16 protein-coding genes and 6 pseudogenes are annotated in these 17,387 nt (G+C 57.8%); 11 read left to right on the top strand and 11 right to left on the bottom strand.

The window, feature by feature from the left end:
• Positions 1-23 precede the first annotated feature (23 nt).
• The 5 genes and pseudogenes from repB (at position 24) to N7E02_RS07040 (ending at position 4,123) form a co-directional block, all read left to right on the top strand.
• Complete coding sequence (gene repB, locus N7E02_RS07060; protein ID WP_286578617.1) at positions 24-1,001, top strand: plasmid partitioning protein RepB; 978 nt, start codon at positions 24-26, stop codon at positions 999-1,001.
• A 151-nt stretch (positions 1,002-1,152) separates the two neighbouring features.
• Positions 1,153-2,364 (top strand): annotated as a pseudogene (repC, locus tag N7E02_RS07055) (plasmid replication protein RepC).
• Positions 2,365-2,893: 529 nt separating this feature from the next.
• Complete coding sequence (locus N7E02_RS07050) at positions 2,894-3,232, top strand: hypothetical protein (RefSeq protein ID WP_286578616.1); 339 nt, start codon at positions 2,894-2,896, stop codon at positions 3,230-3,232.
• A gap of 60 nt (positions 3,233-3,292) precedes the next feature.
• Positions 3,293-3,472 (top strand): hypothetical protein, encoded by a 180-nt coding sequence (locus N7E02_RS07045; RefSeq protein WP_286578615.1) that lies wholly within the window; start codon positions 3,293-3,295, stop codon positions 3,470-3,472.
• Between the two features lie 351 nt (positions 3,473-3,823).
• The gene (locus tag N7E02_RS07040; protein ID WP_286578614.1) at positions 3,824-4,123 is read left to right on the top strand and encodes a hypothetical protein; all 300 of its coding nucleotides are present in this window, start codon (positions 3,824-3,826) and stop codon (positions 4,121-4,123) included.
• A 75-nt stretch (positions 4,124-4,198) separates the two neighbouring features.
• Here N7E02_RS07040 and N7E02_RS07035 read toward each other — a convergent pair whose 3' ends face one another.
• Positions 4,199-4,765, bottom strand: a complete 567-nt coding sequence (locus N7E02_RS07035; protein ID WP_286578613.1) for a hypothetical protein — start codon at positions 4,763-4,765, stop codon at positions 4,199-4,201.
• Between the two features lie 113 nt (positions 4,766-4,878).
• Here N7E02_RS07035 and N7E02_RS07030 point away from each other — a divergent pair, with 113 nt between their 5' ends.
• Entirely contained in the window at positions 4,879-5,253 is a 375-nt protein-coding gene (locus N7E02_RS07030; RefSeq protein WP_286578612.1) for a hypothetical protein, read from the top strand.
• Positions 5,254-5,823: 570 nt separating this feature from the next.
• On the opposite strand, the pseudogene N7E02_RS07025 reads toward N7E02_RS07030, so the two are convergent.
• Both N7E02_RS07025 and N7E02_RS07020 read right to left on the bottom strand, forming a co-directional pair.
• Positions 5,824-6,982: pseudogene (locus tag N7E02_RS07025) on the bottom strand (ATP-binding protein).
• 70 nt (positions 6,983-7,052) lie between these two features.
• Positions 7,053-7,970: a recombinase family protein gene (locus N7E02_RS07020; protein WP_286579103.1), complete on the bottom strand. Its 918-nt coding sequence runs from the start codon at positions 7,968-7,970 to the stop codon at positions 7,053-7,055.
• 601 nt (positions 7,971-8,571) lie between these two features.
• Between N7E02_RS07020 and N7E02_RS07015 the strand changes: the two genes are divergently transcribed.
• Positions 8,572-9,015 carry a hypothetical protein gene (locus N7E02_RS07015; protein ID WP_286578611.1) on the top strand — a complete coding sequence of 148 codons (444 nt, stop codon included), beginning with the start codon at positions 8,572-8,574 and terminating at the stop codon, positions 9,013-9,015.
• Between the two features lie 142 nt (positions 9,016-9,157).
• Here N7E02_RS07015 and N7E02_RS07010 read toward each other — a convergent pair.
• The 3 genes and pseudogenes from N7E02_RS07010 to N7E02_RS07000 form a co-directional block, all read right to left on the bottom strand.
• Positions 9,158-10,211 (bottom strand): annotated as a pseudogene (locus N7E02_RS07010) (tyrosine-type recombinase/integrase).
• 28 nt (positions 10,212-10,239) lie between these two features.
• On the bottom strand, positions 10,240-10,641 hold the full coding sequence (locus N7E02_RS07005) for a type II toxin-antitoxin system VapC family toxin (protein ID WP_286578610.1): 402 nt from the start codon (positions 10,639-10,641) through the stop codon (positions 10,240-10,242).
• Entirely contained in the window at positions 10,641-10,895 is a 255-nt protein-coding gene (locus N7E02_RS07000; protein ID WP_037094334.1) for a type II toxin-antitoxin system Phd/YefM family antitoxin, read from the bottom strand. Before N7E02_RS07000 ends, N7E02_RS07005 begins: the two co-directional genes overlap by 1 nt.
• 234 nt (positions 10,896-11,129) lie before the next feature.
• Here N7E02_RS07000 and N7E02_RS06995 point away from each other — a divergent pair.
• A pseudogene (locus N7E02_RS06995) lies at positions 11,130-12,082 on the top strand (DUF1403 family protein).
• Positions 12,079-12,764 (top strand): annotated as a pseudogene (gene scpB / locus N7E02_RS06990) (SMC-Scp complex subunit ScpB). Before N7E02_RS06995 ends, scpB begins: the two co-directional pseudogenes overlap by 4 nt.
• A 59-nt stretch (positions 12,765-12,823) precedes the next feature.
• Here the strand turns inward: scpB and N7E02_RS06985 are convergent.
• From N7E02_RS06985 to N7E02_RS06975, 3 genes are all read right to left on the bottom strand, one after another.
• A complete protein-coding gene (locus N7E02_RS06985) occupies positions 12,824-13,402 on the bottom strand; it encodes a PIN domain-containing protein (RefSeq protein ID WP_286578609.1) in 579 nt (192 codons plus the stop codon).
• Entirely contained in the window at positions 13,392-13,856 is a 465-nt protein-coding gene (locus N7E02_RS06980; RefSeq protein ID WP_286578608.1) for a DNA-binding protein, read from the bottom strand. Before N7E02_RS06980 ends, N7E02_RS06985 begins: the two co-directional genes overlap by 11 nt.
• A 146-nt stretch (positions 13,857-14,002) precedes the next feature.
• The gene (locus N7E02_RS06975; protein ID WP_286578607.1) at positions 14,003-14,218 is read right to left on the bottom strand and encodes a DUF3072 domain-containing protein; all 216 of its coding nucleotides are present in this window, start codon (positions 14,216-14,218) and stop codon (positions 14,003-14,005) included.
• Positions 14,219-14,346: 128 nt separating this feature from the next.
• On the opposite strand from N7E02_RS06975, the gene N7E02_RS06970 reads away from it, so the two are divergent.
• Positions 14,347-15,042 (top strand): DUF72 domain-containing protein, encoded by a 696-nt coding sequence (locus N7E02_RS06970; RefSeq protein ID WP_286578606.1) that lies wholly within the window; start codon positions 14,347-14,349, stop codon positions 15,040-15,042.
• A 126-nt stretch (positions 15,043-15,168) separates the two neighbouring features.
• Positions 15,169-16,246: pseudogene (locus tag N7E02_RS06965) on the top strand (DNA topoisomerase IB).
• Between the two features lie 18 nt (positions 16,247-16,264).
• Here the strand turns inward: N7E02_RS06965 and N7E02_RS06960 are convergent.
• Together N7E02_RS06960 and N7E02_RS06955 are read right to left on the bottom strand one after the other, a co-directional pair.
• Positions 16,265-16,714, bottom strand: coding sequence for an MFS transporter (locus tag N7E02_RS06960; RefSeq protein WP_286578605.1), 450 nt, complete (start codon positions 16,712-16,714; stop codon positions 16,265-16,267).
• On the bottom strand, positions 16,711-17,373 hold the full coding sequence (locus N7E02_RS06955) for an MFS transporter (RefSeq protein ID WP_286578604.1): 663 nt from the start codon (positions 17,371-17,373) through the stop codon (positions 16,711-16,713). Before N7E02_RS06955 ends, N7E02_RS06960 begins: the two co-directional genes overlap by 4 nt.
• Positions 17,374-17,387 lie beyond the last annotated feature (14 nt).

The raw sequence follows: 17,387 nt of genomic DNA, 5'->3' as shown, positions 1-17,387 counted from the left end.
TAGATGCCCGTCGGAGCAGAAGTATGGCACGTAAAAATCTTCTTGAAGGACTAGCGGATCTGCCGGATGAGCCGGGTTCCTCGACACACTATCCAATGCGTGGAGCCGGGAAGTCTCTCGTTCGCTCGCTCGATGATCTCGCTAAACAAGCGGACAAGTTTCTCGAAGGCCAGACCGTCGTGGAACTGGATCCTGCGCAGGTCGATCAGTCCTTCGTCAAGGACCGCCTTGAACAGGATGGAGCCGAGTTTGAGGAATTGCTCGCAGCGATCCGTGAGCGAGGACAGGATAGCCCGATCCTAGTACGCCCCCATGAAAGCCAAGAGGGTCGCTACCGGGTTGTGTTCGGCCACCGCCGCCTCAGGGTCGCACGCGAGCTGGGCAGAACAGTTCGCGCCGTGGTACGACCAATCGATGATCGTTCCCATGTGATTGCCCAGGGCCAGGAAAATTCCGCTCGCGCAAACCTGACCTTCATCGAGCGAGCCCTCTTTGCCCGCCAGCTTGAACAGCTTGGCTATGATCGGGACGTCATCTCAACCGCGCTTGCGGCCAACGCGGCATCGGTTTCAAAGATGATGTCGGTAACCGAACGTATTCCACAGGACCTGATCACCGCAATCGGGCCGGCCCCTGGCATCGGTCGCGAGCGTTGGATCGAACTTTCCCTCCTCGCTGGGAAGCGAGATGGTGCGGACCGCATCCGGGAGCTTACCTTGGCAGAAACCTTCTCGAGATTGACGTCCGATGAGCGATTTGCCGCGATCTTTCGCGGCCTTAACATCTCGGCCAAGCCGGTCAAAAAGATCGATGGCCTTGGGCCAATTTCCTCATGGACTGCCCGGGACGAATCCGTTCGCGCAGAATCCAAGGGATCCGGCAAAAGCTATTCGATCGCTCTGAAATCGAACGATGCTGCTCGGTTCGGCCGTTACATCACCGAAAATCTTGAGCGACTGCACTCGGAATTTCTGACGTCCACGAAAACCGAAGGAACATAACGCAAAAGAAAAAGGCCCCCAAACGTTGCCGTCGTGGAAGCCCTTCTCGGTGTAAGCAGCTAGAGAATCGCATTTCCCCGAATCCCAGTCAAGAGTCTTTGGCACCGTTTTGGTGAGCGGATTTCTTTTGCCGATCGAAAGGTAGAGGAAAATGCATTCAGGACATGTGACGACGCCCTTCGGGCGGCGGCCGATGACACTTGCCCTGGTAAAACGGCAGATGGCTGCCGCTGACATCAGGCCAGGCAAGACAGCCGACAAGTGGAAGGTCTTTCGAGATGCTTCTGAGGCACGCGAGATGTTGAAGCTGCAGGACCGGAGCCTGGCGGTTCTTGATGCGCTCTTGACCTTTTATCCGGAGAACGAGCTTCGCTCGGAAGCAAATCTCGTCGTCTTCCCTCCAATGTGCAGCTTGCCTTGCGGGCGCATGGAATAGCAGGGGCGACCTTGCGTCGTCACTTGGCTCTGCTTGTTGACGCAGGCTTGATCGTCCGCAAGGACAGTGCCAACGGCAAGCGTTACGCTCGCAAGGATAGGGCGGGTGATATCGAGCAGGCATTCGGCTTCGACATCTCTCCCTTCTCGAACGATGCGAGGAGCTTGCTCTTCTTGCCCAAAAGGTTGCCGCCGAGCGGACGAAGTTTCGACGCGCACGGGAAAACCTGACGATTAGCCGTCGAGATGTTCGCAAGCTCATTTCTGCTGCGATCGAAGAAGGTGCTTCGGGTGACTGGCAGCAGGTCGAGGACATCTATCTCGACATCATACGAAGGACACCACGATGCCCGTCCTTGACGGAGCTTACCGGAATTCTCGACGAGATGGAGCTGTTAAGGGAAGAAGTCATCAATCTATTGAATCTGCATGAGGAAACACAATCTCTTAGCACCAATGATGCTCATATTGAGCGCCACATACAGAATTCAAAACCCGAAACCATCAATGAACTTGAACCTCGCTCTCGAAAAGAGCAGGACGAAAACTCGAGTTCAGTTAACAGACGTCAGGGGAGCCGCTGAAGATGTTCCCCCTGGGACTGGTGCTGCGAGCCTGCCCGGCAATCGCAGATTATGGCCCGAGCGGTAGAATCGAGAGTTGGCGCGAGCTCATGTCGGCGGCGGTCGTTGTTCGCTCAATGCTCGGTGTCAGTCCTTCCGCCTACGAGAGCGCCTGCGAGGCGCTTGGACCTGAAGGAGCTGCGGCAACAATTGCCTGCATTCTCGAACGGTCTGCGCACATCAACTCGGCCGGCGGTTATCTGCGAGATCTGACGGTGAAAGCGTCACGAGGCGAATTCTCACTTGGCCGAATGTTAATGGCGCTGACAAGGAACCAGGAGGCGGACTTGGCGCGACATGCTTGATCGAAACGTCACCTCCCATGAATAAAAGCGAGTGCGTGTTGTTCTATCCTATTGAAAATACATGATAAATCGGCGTTTTTGTCAGCTGACAAAAACGCGATAATGGGATTTGGACACGGCACAGACACTCCCCGCGCTCGTTCGCCGCACCGTCTTTTTCGGAGTGTCGATCATGTCGAGACTATAAGGATCATGGCATCTCGTAATATCCCCACCAAAGTGCGCGAAAAGATGGCTGTGACATCTCGTATCAATCCGTAGTCGCGACCTGGCCTATATCTAGCCAAGGTATGGCCGTGCTGTGAACCCATCCATGCCCGAGCCTGGCCCGCTGTCAATGAGTACCCTCCCCTCACCGCTTGGCGGTAAGCCGTGGCCTTGTAAACTCAGAGAGGTAGTTCGGTCGGTGATTTCTCAAGGGCGCGGACACCATTGCGAGATTGATGGCAAAATACGGACCAGCTGCTCGAAAAAGATCGAGCAGCTGCTGTCCTACGGACATGACGAAAACTGCGCATCAACACGCGCAATGATGCGCAAGGCAGGCAAGGCCTGGCTCACCAGACTGCTCGCCGACATGGGCGGGCTTGTCGCTGAGTCGCTCTTGCTCGGGTATTCCCTCTACGAGCAGAGACAGTCAGGCATCGTACCTCAACTCGAGGCGGCAATCCCGATCGAGGCAGGCTGCTGGAAGGTTTCCATCACGGCGGCCGCCATCGCAGCGGAATTGCCGAACGGCGGACGTACCTCGCCGGGGACCAAGGCCATCGCGGTTGACATGATGCTCGAAAACTTCTCGGCGGAGAGTTCAAATCTCTATGGCGACCTGATCGAGCTCGCCGACGTGTCCGATGCACCAAGACCGTAATATTACCTGGACCGTGACAGCAGCATTCTCTGGGATCTCCAACCAAGGATGCCCGAACGCGTGACGGCCGTCTGGGAGGTTCCGGGTTCACTCGCCCTTCCCGACACTCTTCGGCTGCGTCTGGACGGCGCAATTTTCAAACCGCGAGACAATCTCTATGCCGCACCCGGATGGTTTCCTTCAGGCACCATTGCTGAAGTCGCCTTGCCGCTCAAGATGGTTGCGTCCGAGGACAGCTGATGACCCGGCCGGCTTTGATGATCCTTGCGACGCTCATCATGGAGGTAATCCTTGCGGCCCTTAAGGCAACGACGCCTTCCTATGCAACGCTGACCGGGCCGATCCGCACGACGGGACGCCAGGTCGAGACGGTCTCGGGAACCATATTCAGTGTGAAGGTGTATCGCGTGGTCGGCGCCAGAACGATCGCCTATAACGCATTCGGGCGGTCTGCCGAACTACAAAGCTCCGGGCTCTGGGTGGTCATCTCGGCGGAGTTTCAGTCCTTCCAGCAGACAATGCCGATTCTGCGCTGCGACCCTGGTCGGGGCCTCCGGTCGATTGTATCGTCAATCGCGGCGACCCGACGGAGTGTCCAATCTCCTCTCCATGAAGTTCGTACAGCCCGGTCTGCCGACGACGGCCATATTCGTCTTCGAGCTTCCCGAGGACGAGACGCGAAACATGGAGCTGGTGATCTCCGAGCAGTATGACCCGCAGTTGAAGGATGAGATCCGCGTGTCGCTCGACCACGGCCGTCGGCACCCCTTCTGCGAGGTTGAGCGTCGCGACCCTGCGGCCGAAAGCAATCGGATTCTCTCTCGGTCAGGATTGAGGCGAACCCGCGCGACGCCGCCACCCCCTGCGAGAAACCGGTCTCGAGCGTTGTAGCCAGAAGACAGATCTTGATCGGGGTGACCAGCAGCCCCTCGCCCGGATCGCTCGGCGTGCCTAAGAAGGGTGAAATCACCTGGGCCATGATCTGCCAGAGCGGCAGTTCATGGGACCTATAAGCTGCGTGAGACCAAACCAAGGTCCAGGCTGCACCCAGTCCAACAACCGATAGACAAGAATGGCAACGAGAACCGGGATCAGGCCGAAGTTCAGCGCAAGGCCGATGCCTTCGGCGAGCGCCCGATAGCGTTTCAGCGTGCCGGAAATGAAATGCGAGATGAAGTCGCGGAGCGGTTTCGGCAATGCCTGCCAGCGGGAGACGGCGCGGGCGAGCCACCCTTCGCCGACCGCGCTTTCACCGTTGATGTCATAGCCGTAGACAAGGGCCGCGAGCGTCAGCCAGACGACGGGATAGAGCGCGTAGAAGAGGAGGCTGACGAGTTGCGTGGCGAGTGGCGGTGAGGAAAATTCCGGCGGCAGTGGAAGGGATTGGTTCGCGTCTGCGTCTCTTATCGGTGAAAAGAGGCTGAGCAGCGCGCCGATCGTTTCCGGCAGATGGCTGATCCAGGTCCGGATCTCATCCTGCCATTCGGAGAGTATGAAAAGACCGAGGCATGCCCAGTTGGCCTCGCAGACCACGATGAGGATCGGTCAGACCGATGCGCGCGAATGTTTATGCATGAATTTCGAGAGACGGCGTACTGCCCATGCCGATAAGACCGGCACGGTCAGCCATGCGCCCTGGAAACTTTTTGGAGGCTGGTGCCTTCGCCGGCAAGAAAGAGGTCGAGGGACAGGCGCAAGTAATCCCGCACGGTGTCTCCAAGAAAACCCCAGGCTGCGTAGAAGGCAAAGAAGGGGACGAGGGTGAGGGCGAGCGCGCTGACGAAATTACCGGATGCCGTCCCGGTCTCGTCGATGGTGTCCGGCAGGTCGGCCGCTGTTTACGAGGCTGCGTCGAGGGCGGGAAGGCCGCGGAGGACGGTCTCGAAGAGGGCGACGATGACGACCAGTTTCAAAAGGACGACGACCGAGAGAAAGGACGGTCCGGCAAGGGAGTTCCAGCGGCCGATAAATGCTGCGGTCTCGTTCAAGACAAGATTACCGATGAAGCCCAACAGCCATAGCGCGCCAAGTTGCGGCCAGAAGCGCCACAGCAGGTAGGAGGCCAATCTTAGCAGTTGAAGCGCGGTTCGAACACTGCCGAAGGGGTTGGCTGATAAGACAGAATTCGACATCAGACCGAGATAGCATTTCGTTACGTTGCGACCAAGAGTTCTAGGCGGGGCAGGGAAGGGGGATTTACATTGGTGGGGCGGTAAATCTCTTCGCCCCGCAATCGCTAGCGCTATTGCGGGCAGATGGCGACTTGCAGTGTTCGGACCGCGTTGAGGAGCGGATATCGAACCGGCTGCCTCAGTGCCACCAGGCTCTGGGATTGGTTGCTGAAGCAGCGGCTTGGAGACGCAGGTTTATATCGAAGTCTTTTTGCAGTGAACCGATGCGGATCCGTCCGACGTCGGCAAGCTTGACGCTCAGTCAGTGCGGATACTCATCCTGGCTTATCCAAAACGTAATTCCAGGTGCAGCAGTCGTCGGAAGTCCGGCGCGTCCAGCAAATCGCTGCCCACCTTATCAATGAAGGGTTCATAGGTGGAAGAGGCTGGGGAAGCGGCCGTCTGCTCTCGCCCATTCTGTCACGGATTGAGCAAGAGCCGGCCCGCGGCCGGCAGGGACATCGCGGTCACGCCGTTTGGAAGAGGAAAGTTCTCTTGACCGGGATAGACAACGATGCGTTTTCGCGGTTGCAGATCCTCGCACGCGAGATAGAACCCTTTCTCGAGCTCCGGCGATAGGCTCCGTTTGATCTCTATTGTCCAGGGTCTGTCGCCCGGCGGCGTTAGCAGGAGATCAATCTCGGCGCCAGCCGCCGTCCGATAGAAGTTTGCAACAGTACCGTCAGGCGATGCGGCGATCAGCGTCTCGATCACGAAGCCTTGCCAACTGGAGCCAACGATGGGATGTCCGAGTAGTTGCTCGGCGCTTCCGAGCCCAAGAAGCGCATGGGCAATTCCGCTATCCCTGACATAGACTTTGGGTGATTTGATCAGGCGCTTGCCGACATTAGCATGCCAAGGCTCAAGACGGCGGACAAGCAGATCGACAAGGAGGTCAAGATAGGATGCGACCGTTTTGTCATCGACCCCAAGTGAACGTGCGAATTCGGCTGCGTTGAGGAGCCCGGACTGGTGGTGAGCCAGCATGGTCCAATAACGCCACAACGTTTCAGCTGGAATGCGCGGCCCAAGGAGCGGAATATCCCGTTCAAGATAGGTTCGAATGAAATCCTGTCTCCAGCGCAGGCTTGTACGGTCGCTGGATGCCAGAAAGCTGTCTGGAAAGCCGCCACGCAGCCAAAGCGTTTCGAGTGCGTCGGCCGACACTTCCAATCCATCGACAGGCTGCATTTCGAGATAGGCAATACGACCGGCCAGCGTCTCGCCGGACTGCCTCAGAAGATCGATGGAAGCCGAGCCGAGCAGCAAGAATTGGCCGGCGCGGCGTCCGGCCCTGCGGTTGCGATCGATCAGGCCACGCAGGATTTGGAATATATCCGGCACACGTTGTACCTCATCCAGAATGACCAGCTTGTCGCTATGATTCTGGAGATATAGTTCTGGTTCCGATAGCTTGGCCCGATCTACCTCAGATTCCAGATCAAGGTAGATAGACGGCCGGGTTTTTCCGATCTCGATGGCCGCGTCGTTTTGCCGACCTGGCGAGGACCCAGAAGGGCAACTGCAGGGATCTCTCGACGAAATTCAAACGGTTTGCTTCAATTCTACGCTCGATCATCCTTGTAATTATGGATCGCAGTTCCGGAATTGCAGGGTTGAAATCTCTTATGCATTGAGTTGGTCAGCGTTCAATCGCGGATAAGGCCAAATCGGTGTGCCTCATCTAATAGATGACGTACAGAGGAAGGCTGCCATTTGCGCCCGCCGCGCGCCGGCCGCTCTCCCATCTGATCCAATTGAGCGGCAATGTCGCGCAAAGACAAGGCTGGATCCGCGATGGCAATTGCCGCAACAAGCTTCATCAGGTGATCTTCCGGGGCTCTGCGAGGTGAGCGAGCCAGAAGCTGAGGATCTGCCAACTTTTCGCGGACCATGCGATGCACGGCGCGGCGAAGTCTTTCCACCGTCCAGTCATGGCCTCGGCGATTAAGGACTCTGACGACATTGTCCCAGCTATGCTGGGGACGCAGCTGCCGCACTATCGGCAGCCAGTTTTGAGCGGACGACATCAGGTCGTTGAGATAAAGTTTCTCTCTTGCCTTCGATACCGCTTTGATCGCTTCTGGCCGACGCTCTCGAAGTCCTGGGTTGCCTGGCAATTTGCCGCGGGCCTTTGCCGCTTTGATACCAGCCTTGGTTCGTTCGGCAATCAGTGCCCGCTCCAGTTGCGCGACTGCCCCGAGGACCTGGAGAGAGAACATCCCTTGTGGTGTGGACGTATCGATCGGATCTCGGATCGACCGAAAATGGACTCCGCGCTCCTTAAGGTCTTCGATCACCTGCACCAGATGACTGACCGAACGTGCGAGGCGATCCAGCCGGACAACGACAAGGACGTCACCGGCGGTGAGCTCGCCGAGCAGCCTCGTCAGAACCGGTCGCGCCCGTGATGCTCCTGATCCGTGCTCTTGAAAAATCCGCTCGCAGCCGGCGGCGCGCAATTCGTCCATCTGCGCATCATGGACCTGATCGTCGGTCGAAACCCGGGCGTAGCCGATAAGACGTTTGGGGGATGGCGCAGGATTGGCAGCTTGTCGTTTTACCATGGTTTTTTCTTGCACGTTTTTGAGGTGCTTGTACAGATAAGGAATGCGCGAGAAAATGACCAGTTGCCAGCGTGTTTTATGACCTCGATACAGCCCCGCCAGACTCGAAAAGCGACTTGGAACGGGCATCGGTCCACAATCAGCATGAAACGCGCTCTGGCGTCCGTTTACGGCGGAAATGCCTGAAAACAAGGACGTCAGAGGAGGGAGGGGAATGAAAGCTCGCTTGAGCATGAAGCGGATGGACAATTCCTAGCTCGATCGGCAGGGAGGGCTACCCAGGGCCGCCCGCAGAACAATGACGTTTCCGCCGAACCTCGCCGAAACCTTTCCAAAAGGCCGGAAAACCGGGCGTTTCCGCTCATCCAGGACGACCGACACGATGGATTCTCGGCCTGTGTCAATCTACTATCGATAATGAAGACTTATTGATGCTGGCAAGTATCGCGATGCCGCGGCCATGGATTATCATGACAGGCGACGTCTCGCGCGCCAAGCCGACGAACCCCGCCGATATAACGAAGCGATGCTCGAGCGTTCTGCGTATCAGAGGTGCCTAGAAAAACATGGGCTGCTACCGGGCAAAAAGAAAGGATAAGCGATGGATTGGGAGATAATACCATTTGAGGGCATGGGGCCGATACGTTTCGGTATGTCCCCCGAGCAGGTTTCTGGCCTCATTGGGGAGCCTGAGTCAGAGGATGACGAGGACGATGGTTCTTTGCGGGAGTATCGATCTGTCGAGCTTCCAATCATCTCTTATGAGAACGGTCACGTGAGCGAGATTGAAGCGTTCTATGACGTCAAAGGCGTGAGTTTTCGAACCAGAGACATTTTTTCCGGCAACGGTTTGGAAACGATGCAGTTTCTTGAGCGAGAAAATGGCGGGGCTGAAATTAACGTCGGCATCGTGCTGTACGATAATATCGGCATCACGTGCGGTCGGCTCGATGAAGGTGCTCGCGGCGATCACTCCGTCACTGCCTTCGCTCGAGGTTTGTGGGACGAGAGCCGTCCGCGGTTCAAGCAAATCTCTTTTTTATAACGAGGACATTTTGTCAGCCTACCTGAACAAGTTGGATTCTAGGTGTGTGGCTTTTAGCTCCCGATTTCAATTGAAGCGCTAAGCGAGAAGCCCGACGCTAAAATCCCCGCTTACGATTTCATGCGGAGGAGGGAGGGGCCAGCTAAAGCCCTGAAGCCTTGGTCAAATTCACGCGGAAGCGATCACGCCGGCGCTGATATCTGCGGGTCATCTCTGCGGAAGCGTGCCCCAGTTGCTTCTGGACATATCGCTCGTCGACCTCGGCAGACGAGGCGAGGCCGGCGCGCAGGGAGTGGCCCGAGAATTTAAACTGACGCTCGATCTCGGGCAGATCGCCTCGAATACCCGCAGCCATGGCGGTGCGCTTGACCAGGCGGGCGATTTCCTTGTCGTTCAAGCGCTCCGATCCAACCGCTTTGCCCTGTCCCGTGACCCGACGGAAGAGGGGACCGTGCGCAAGCTTGGCGAACTTGATCCACGTTTCGATAGCGGCGACCGGGCAGGTCGCATCGGCCGAGCCGCGGCCGACCTCGACCTCTCGCCATCCGGTTTTGCCGCGTAAGGTGAGGAGCATGCCCTTGTCGAGGATCTCGATCCAACCGCGCCCGTCCTCGGTCTGGTCGGCTTTCAGATCGAGGCCAACGATCTCTGACCGCCGAAGTCCACCAGTATAGCCGATTAGCAGCATCGCTCGGTCGCGCATGCCGCGCAGGGTGCCGCGATCGAGTGTTTCTAGCATGGCGATGATGTCGGTCGCCATGACCGCTTCCTTTTGGACCGGCGGGCGGGCATGGCTGTTTCGAATGCCGGCCATAACAATGGCGATATGCCGGTCCGTGCGATCGAGGCTCAGGCCGCGTTGCGCATAATTCCACGAAATCGACGAGAGGCGGCGCTCAATCGTCGAAACGGAATTTGCCTTTGCTCCGCGGTCAACGGATCCCGAGGCGCAGGCTGTGATGTAGAGGCCGACGGTCGCCGGATGTGGGGGAGGGGGAAAGACTGGAGCGACGGCACCAGGCAGAAAAGTGCTTCCAGTCGGATGCGTAGGCTTTTCTAGTGTTGATCGAGCTGGCTGCCTCGACGTAGCTTCGAGCGCGATCGGTGAGGTCTTGCAGGTGGCCCGACAGGCGGGACCCCGGTTGTGGGGCAGGGGAGGGGATTTCTGCTCTGGAAATGGAAGGCTCCTCCGCCATAGCTTGCCCACCGAGAATGTCGTTCATCTCACACTTCCCATGGATTGATCACGGCTGCGCCTGTGTCCTCAAAGTCCTTGACGTTGCGAGTGACGAGGATCAGGTCATGGACAATTGCAGCGGCTGCGATCAGCCCGTCGATGTCGCCGCGCGGACGGATCGCGGCGATGCGGCCCCATTCGACTGCTATCTCGTCGGTCACCGTGAGGATGCGGTCAGCATGATCGTGGCGCAGCTTGCGCAGCCATTCGGCAAGATGTGCCGCAGCCTTGGGATCTGTTTTTTGTTTCAAGGCAATACCGCGCATGATCTCACCAAGCGTCAGCGCACTCAAATGGACGCTGAGAGGATCGACCGAGCGCAGCCAGGACACTGCCTGCGGGGTGCCCCGCCTTGCCTCCGAGACGATATTCGTATCCACCAGATACATTAGAAGGCCACGTCGCGGCTTGAGACTTTGGCCCGCGCATCGACCGCGTCGGTGAAGGCCTCATCCCAAGGCGGGCCGGTGAGCAGGTCATCGACCAAGGTTGGTCGTCCTGCGCGCAAAGCGTCATAGTCTTTTGCGGACAAGACAACGGCTGTGCGCTCGCCACGCACGGTTATCTCTTGCGGGCCTTCAAAGCGGGCTTTTTGCACTACTTTCGAAAATTGGTTTTTAGCGTCCTGCAGCTGCCAATCCATGAATCTGCTCCGATCTAGCTAGGCTGTCTAGCTACATTAGCACCATTCTCCATTATCTGAAAGCGGTGAAATGCGCGTATAGAAGTAGAATCTTGGCGCTCGTCGCGGATCCAGCAAGAATAGCAAAGACGTCCGATAATGCAAGATTATCGGACGTCCTTTGTAAGCGACAGCCTGTGCGGTTTAGTCGGAATTTATTGGCTTAAACCGCGCAGCTGGTCTACATTCAGCTGCATGGATTCGCTCGCGCCCACCGCTCTCATGTCCCCCGCCTGGTCGCCCCGCCTACCGACTTGGGCGCTATCGCGCAGCCGCGATGTAACCGAGTGCGACGCTGCCTTTGCCGCCGGTATCGCTCTGAAATCGCTGGATGATCTTATCCGCGGGAATCCGCCGTGGATCGGATGTTTGCGTGATCGACTTGCGCTCAAATCAGCTGGTATCGCTGCCCGGATGTTTGGCCGCAACGAGGAGGAAAACGCTCTCCGTGACGCGGTATTGCTAACCGGCGCCGGCGACGACCCTGGCCCGGCCGGAAAGCTGTTTTTGGCTACGCGAATGCTGACACACCAATCCGGCACAATCACCACGCCATTCGTTAAGGAGCTTTGCGCGCTGCTGGGGATCGGGTGGGACGATGCTCTTGCCCCACTCCCGGATCTGGTCGATACCGCATTACAGTCCGGGCGTGCGGCACCCTCGCGTTGGCCGATCTCATATCGGCGATCGCGACCGCCCGCCCGGATGCTGAAGTATTGGCTATGGGGCTGGCAGACGTCGCTCTCGCACATGAGCTGAAGTGGCCGAAGGCGGTGTCGCTGCTGTTACCCGAGCGCTATGGCACTGCCTTCCGCACGATCGGCGGCCGCGGCCGTGTTCGCCCGGGCGAACCGGCCTATCCAAAAGCAATCTGCCTGGCGCTGGTTGACGGGGTCGCCGCGGCGCTGCGCTCGGCTGTCGAGATCGATCGGCGGGCGTCACGACTTCTCGCGATAGCGCCGAGAGTGCGGACGAAGGGTGCCGAGCCGGTGATCCGCAAGTTGCTGGCAGAAGATGCCGTGCCGGCCTCGGTTCCCGGCAGCGATCTGTCACGCTGGGCGGCCAACCGGCTGTTTGAGCGGCTCGAAGGTTTCGAGGCGGTGCGCGAGCTCTCCGGGCGATCCTCATTTAGGATCTTCGGGTTATGACGATGGCGGGATCGAGATCGGCCACGGCCCGCCGGAAAGCGAACGCAGCAAACGAGCGCCTGTTCGATCGGGAGCTGGAGGATCTACCGGTCGAGTTGCGCTGGCGGGAGTGGATGATGCGGGTCGAGGCGGTGATCTTTGCCTCGGCCGAACCGGTCAGCCGCGAGACGCTGGCGCGGGTGGTGGGAAAAGACTGCAGCATCGATCTCCTGATCGACGACGTCATCTCGGAACTGCGGGATCGGCCCTATGAGCTGGTCTCGGTTGCCGGCGGGTGGCAGCATCGCACCCGGCCACGGTTCGCCGACACCATCCGCGCGTCTTCGGTGCCGACGAGGGAGGGGCGGCGGCGATCTCAGAGTTCGAGGCAATGGTGCTAATGGCGGTGGCATATTTTCAGCCAATTACCCGTAGTGAGCTGTCGAAGATTTTTGGCAGGGAGGTCAGCCGCGACACGATCGGCAATTTGCGCGGCGCGCAATTCATCGGCTCGGGGCCGCGCAGCCCGACACCTGGCGCACCTTACACCTACGTGACCACGCTGCATTTCCTCTCGGCTTTCGGGATGGAGACGCTACGCGATCTGCCGAACGTTGAGGCACTCGAAGATGCGGGATTGCTCAGCCGGCAAGCCATTCAGAATGAGCCGCTGACTGCCGAGGCAGGTGACGAGGAAGAGTAAGCTCGCTACCTCGTGCAGGATGTGCAGTTATCTTTTTGCATCGGCTCGGCTCGTCTCGATCATCGCAGCTTCGAAATGTTGCGACGAAGAACGGCCGAAAATTTCATCAGTCCGCTCTGCTCAAGCACCTCCAGAAATCCTTCGACCGATGACACTGTTTTGCGCAGGTTGCGCCGCGCACTTGCGACACTTGCGATCAATGCGTCGGGAAACGCCGCGCGAAGATCGAAGAGAAAATCGTCTGGCGACTGGCTGATCACACCGTAGGGGCTGAGATTGTTTGCTGGAAATTCCTTCAGGTCCCAGGTGACGATGAAGGTCGCTTTCGCGGCGATGGCGGCCGCAAGGACATGCCGGTCGCCTGGGTCTGGTAGCTTAACATCATCTACTAAAGGACTGTAATGTGTCACGTCCGCGTGTGGCAGTACGGCTTTCATCCTGTCCCGCGTGGCTATCAGACGCTCGACAGGCAAGGAAGGGGTATTGGCGGCAAGATTGCGGATCCACTCGTCATGGATATCATCGCTCCAGCGCGCCTCGACCAGACCGTCAAAGGCGCACTGAATGAGGACGTTGCGAAGGTGGAATGGATAAAGGACGCAGGCATCATAGACCGCGACAGGCGGTCTAGATGCCATGGGTCTGAACGAGATCCTCGGTGTCTTCGGCCAGCAAGTTCATCGCAGCCTGCCGGGTATCCAGCTTGGTTTTGAGCGAGAGCACATCTTTGAGCAAGGCGCGGCGGTGTTTACCGACATAGCGGAACGGCAGATCGCCCCGGTCCATGCGGAGAACAACAAGAGGACGCGAGATGCCCAGAACGGCAGAAGCCTCGGTTGGGCTCAATTCCTGATCTTCGGCGAGAACGGCGACGCGTTCGCCGCGGAGCATATGCGCCAGAAGCGCTTCAACTGCCGCGGCGGCGGTTGGTGGGATTGTAAGCGTCTGTCCTTCACCGCCTTCGTGGCGTACGCGAAGTTCAAGCCTGTCCCCTGCAGCGAGTTTCGGCAGAGGCGAAACTGCCTTGCGATCGCGATCGGATAATCCGGCGTAATGGACGAGTTGGCTGGCCATAGAAATCTCCTTGGCCACAATATACTGCGGGACGCCCATAACTGCAATAACTGAAACTCGGGCTCGCCGAGCTGGGCCGATTTTATAGTCGTATCACCTTCGGAATACTTTTCATCGCCAACTCCGACGAGCGTTCAGTATCGCAGTCATCCGACGATGACCGATTACTCTAGATCAAGTGCCTGCTTAAGTTCATCGATGCGCTTCGACGCGTCCGCCTTCGTCAGGTCTTCGACGTAAACATCGGGCTGGTGCGCCTGCTCTGACAAGGTTTTAAGGTAAGAGCGCTGCGCTCCAGTCATTGGCTCATCGCCACTGACCCAATCATCGGGGTCTTTCTGGGTGTTGGACGAGGTATCTGCTTTTGAATTGTTACTCATGATGATCTCCTGTTTGTTCTCCCAACGTTCTCGATCGTGGCCTTGTTCCGAACTTTGCCAATCGAGGCCTGGAACCCTGCAATCTAGCCCTCCGTTTCGCTGACGCTCGCAAACTGGAGGATTCGAGAATGCCAACCATCGCTACCGCCGCCTGGTCTATTCCGAAAAAGCTGGCCGACCGATTTGCGCAGCAGGGGAGCGGCCTGATCCGATATGCCTCGGTCTTCGATGGCGTCGAAATCAACTCGACTTTTTACCGTCGGCACAAAACGTCGACATTCGCCCGGTGGGCGGCGTCCGTACCGAACAGCTTTCGCTTTTCGGTAAAAATACCCAAGGAAATAACGCAAGCGATGAAGGACATAGCGCAGCCGTTCGAAACCTTCTGCGCTGACGTCGCGCCGCTCGCAGATAAAAGAGGCCCGTTGCTTTGCCAGCTACCGCCATCGCTAACGTTTGATGCTACTGTACTCGATATCGCGTTTAAGGCGATACGAGACATGGACGACGGAGCGGTGGTCATCGAGGCGCGGCACAAGAGCCGGGCGTCGAGCGAGGCTCTGGATCTGCTGGAGAGCTACGCCATCGACCGCGTTCTTGCAGATCCGTCGCCAGTATGGCCGGCAGAGAGTTTTGATGCTCCTCCGCGTTATATGCGTCTGCACGGAAAACCGAAGATCTACTATTCGAGTTACCCGGACGAGGGGATAAGCGCATTCTCAAAACTGATGGCGCCGGATGGCTGGTGCGTGTTTGATAATACGGCTTCCGGAGCCGCCATCGAAAACGCACTGACGATGATCGGTTCAGCTCCGAAGCAGTAGCATGTAGCCGCAGAGCAAGAGGGCCTCTTTGGGAAAGTTCGATGTGACGCACCTTCAGGCTAACGATAATCATCGAGACAAAGCTGATGCGAAGGAACAGCACAATTCCCCGCGAGTTATGGCGGGATGAACCAGACCATCACTGACATCTACACGATCACCGCGGAAGCCAAGCTGGCATCTGGCTTGGTCTACGTTCCTGGCTTAGAGACCGGCATTACGCGCAAGCTGGGCGCTAAAGGCTTCCTTTACTACCGGCCGGATGGGCGGCGGATCACGGAAGCTGACGAAATCTCGCGATTGAACGCCCTCGCGATACCGCCCGCCTATACCGATGTCATTATCTCCACCAATCCGTTTTCCCATCTCCAGGCGATCGGCAAAGACGCGCGCGGTCGTCGCCAGTATCGCTACCACTCCGACTGGCATGCGGAGCGTGGAAAAGCCAAGTTCGAGAGGCTCGTCGACTTTGCGGATCGCTTGCCGGACCTCCGTGAGCGGGTTGAGACCGATTTGCGCTCACGCAGCCTGACGATGGATAAGGCCTTGGCCACCGTGGTTTGGATGCTCGACAACCTTTACATCCGCGTTGGAAACGCCGCCTATGCGGAGGCAAATAAGTCGTATGGGCTAACGACGCTACGCAGTCGCCATGTGAAGGTCGAGGGTGGCAGCCTGAAGTTCCGCTTCAAGGGAAAGTCAGGCAAGGAGTGGAACCTTGCTCACAGCGACCGTCGAGATCGCCAACGTGGTCCGAAAACTACAGGAACTGCCCGGCCAGCATTTGTTTCAGTACGTTTGCGATGACGGCGGATGCAGGCCGATTTCCTCGCATGACGTCAACGCCTACATTCGCGAAATCACCGGCGACGACTTCAGTTCCAAGCAGTTTCGGACCTGGGGCGCAACCTGCATGGCGGTTGAAGCCCTGGCGCCGCTTGAGGTCGCTACGTCCAAGCGCGAACTTGCGCGTCAGCTTAATGAGGCGATCGATACGGTAGCCGCGAAGCTCGTCAACACTCGCTCGGTCTGTCGCTCGTCGTATATTCATCCCGCGGTATTTGAGGACTTTGAAGCTGGAATGCTTCGCGGCGTGCTGAAGTTAAAGACGAAGAGCGAACGGCTTCAGCAGTGGCTCGACGACGAGGAGACCCGCGTCCTGCGTTGGCTCAAACAGCGTTCTGCGGCTGCGAGCGCGACATAATCGATGTTGGGTTCGCTGTTATAGCCTCGCCACAGAAAACCTTGCACCGCCCGCCATGATGGCGGCAAAAACTATGAGCCCCAATACGACACCGTGAATCTCCCAAACCATTCCAAAGAACTGTGCCCCGGCCGTTTGACCGACGGCCACGACAAGAAAAGGCACGCCTAATCCTAGCGCTGGGCGGCTCGTATAAATGACGATACCCCACAGCAGCAGCGTCCCGGTGGCTATGATGTAGGCAACACCAAACAAGCCGAGGGCGATAAAGGCGAGAGGAGTGTACAACTTTGCTGCAGCAAGCGTTAAAATAGCAAGGCTCATCATTGCAATCGAGATGCGGTGGACGCGATCCATGCCGAAACGCTGAGACAACAACCCCGTTATCGAACCCGCGATGCCGACTGACCCAAGAACAATCCAACCGACTGCGATTTGGTCAACGGAAAAGCCGAGCTCGTCTGTCATGATGTTAGCGCCAAACGTCCACACAGCCGTGCTGCCAACCCCAACAAGAAACGCGCTCGCGATGAGGCCGATCGCGCCGGTTGCGCGAATGTCACGCCAACTAAAAAGCACAGCGTGTCTTCTACTGTCGTGAGGGGCATAGCCCACCAGAGCCAAAAAGCTGTAAGGAGTCCGAGACAGGCAAATCCTGCGTACAGCTCGCGCCAGTTTCCTGCAAAGGCAATCGCCGCAGCGCCTGAAATGACGATGCCGACAGCCGTTCCAGCGTTGATAACGCCATTGGCTCTTGCCTGAGCGGATTGCTGCATGGCTCTTTCCACTGCTGATGCTAACGGAGGTGACGTAAGTCCTGTGCTCAGGCCTCCAATCGCCATGGCAAAGCCAATGTGCCAGCCGGACGATGATACCGCAGCTATTGTCATTGCGCCTGCGGCGGACAGCCCTGCAAAAACGCAGATGCGTCGTTCGCCTAAACGTTCAACCAGGGTGAATGCCAGAATGACGCCCAGACAATATGATGCGAACGCTACGCTACCGATCCACCCGGATGCTGTTGCACTTAAGTTCAGATCAGCTCGGATCGAAGGAAGGAGAAGACCATAGGCAAACCTCGCCAATCCGTAGGTAAGGGCTGTGAGTGAAAAGGCCGCCGCCACCATGCTGCTTGTTCGCG

It is taken from the genome of Terrirhizobium terrae (assembly GCF_030323265.1).
Classification (GTDB): domain Bacteria; phylum Pseudomonadota; class Alphaproteobacteria; order Rhizobiales; family Rhizobiaceae; genus Neorhizobium.
The sequence above is the reverse complement of the archived record's forward strand: the minus strand, read 5'-3'. Positions and strand labels throughout refer to the sequence as shown.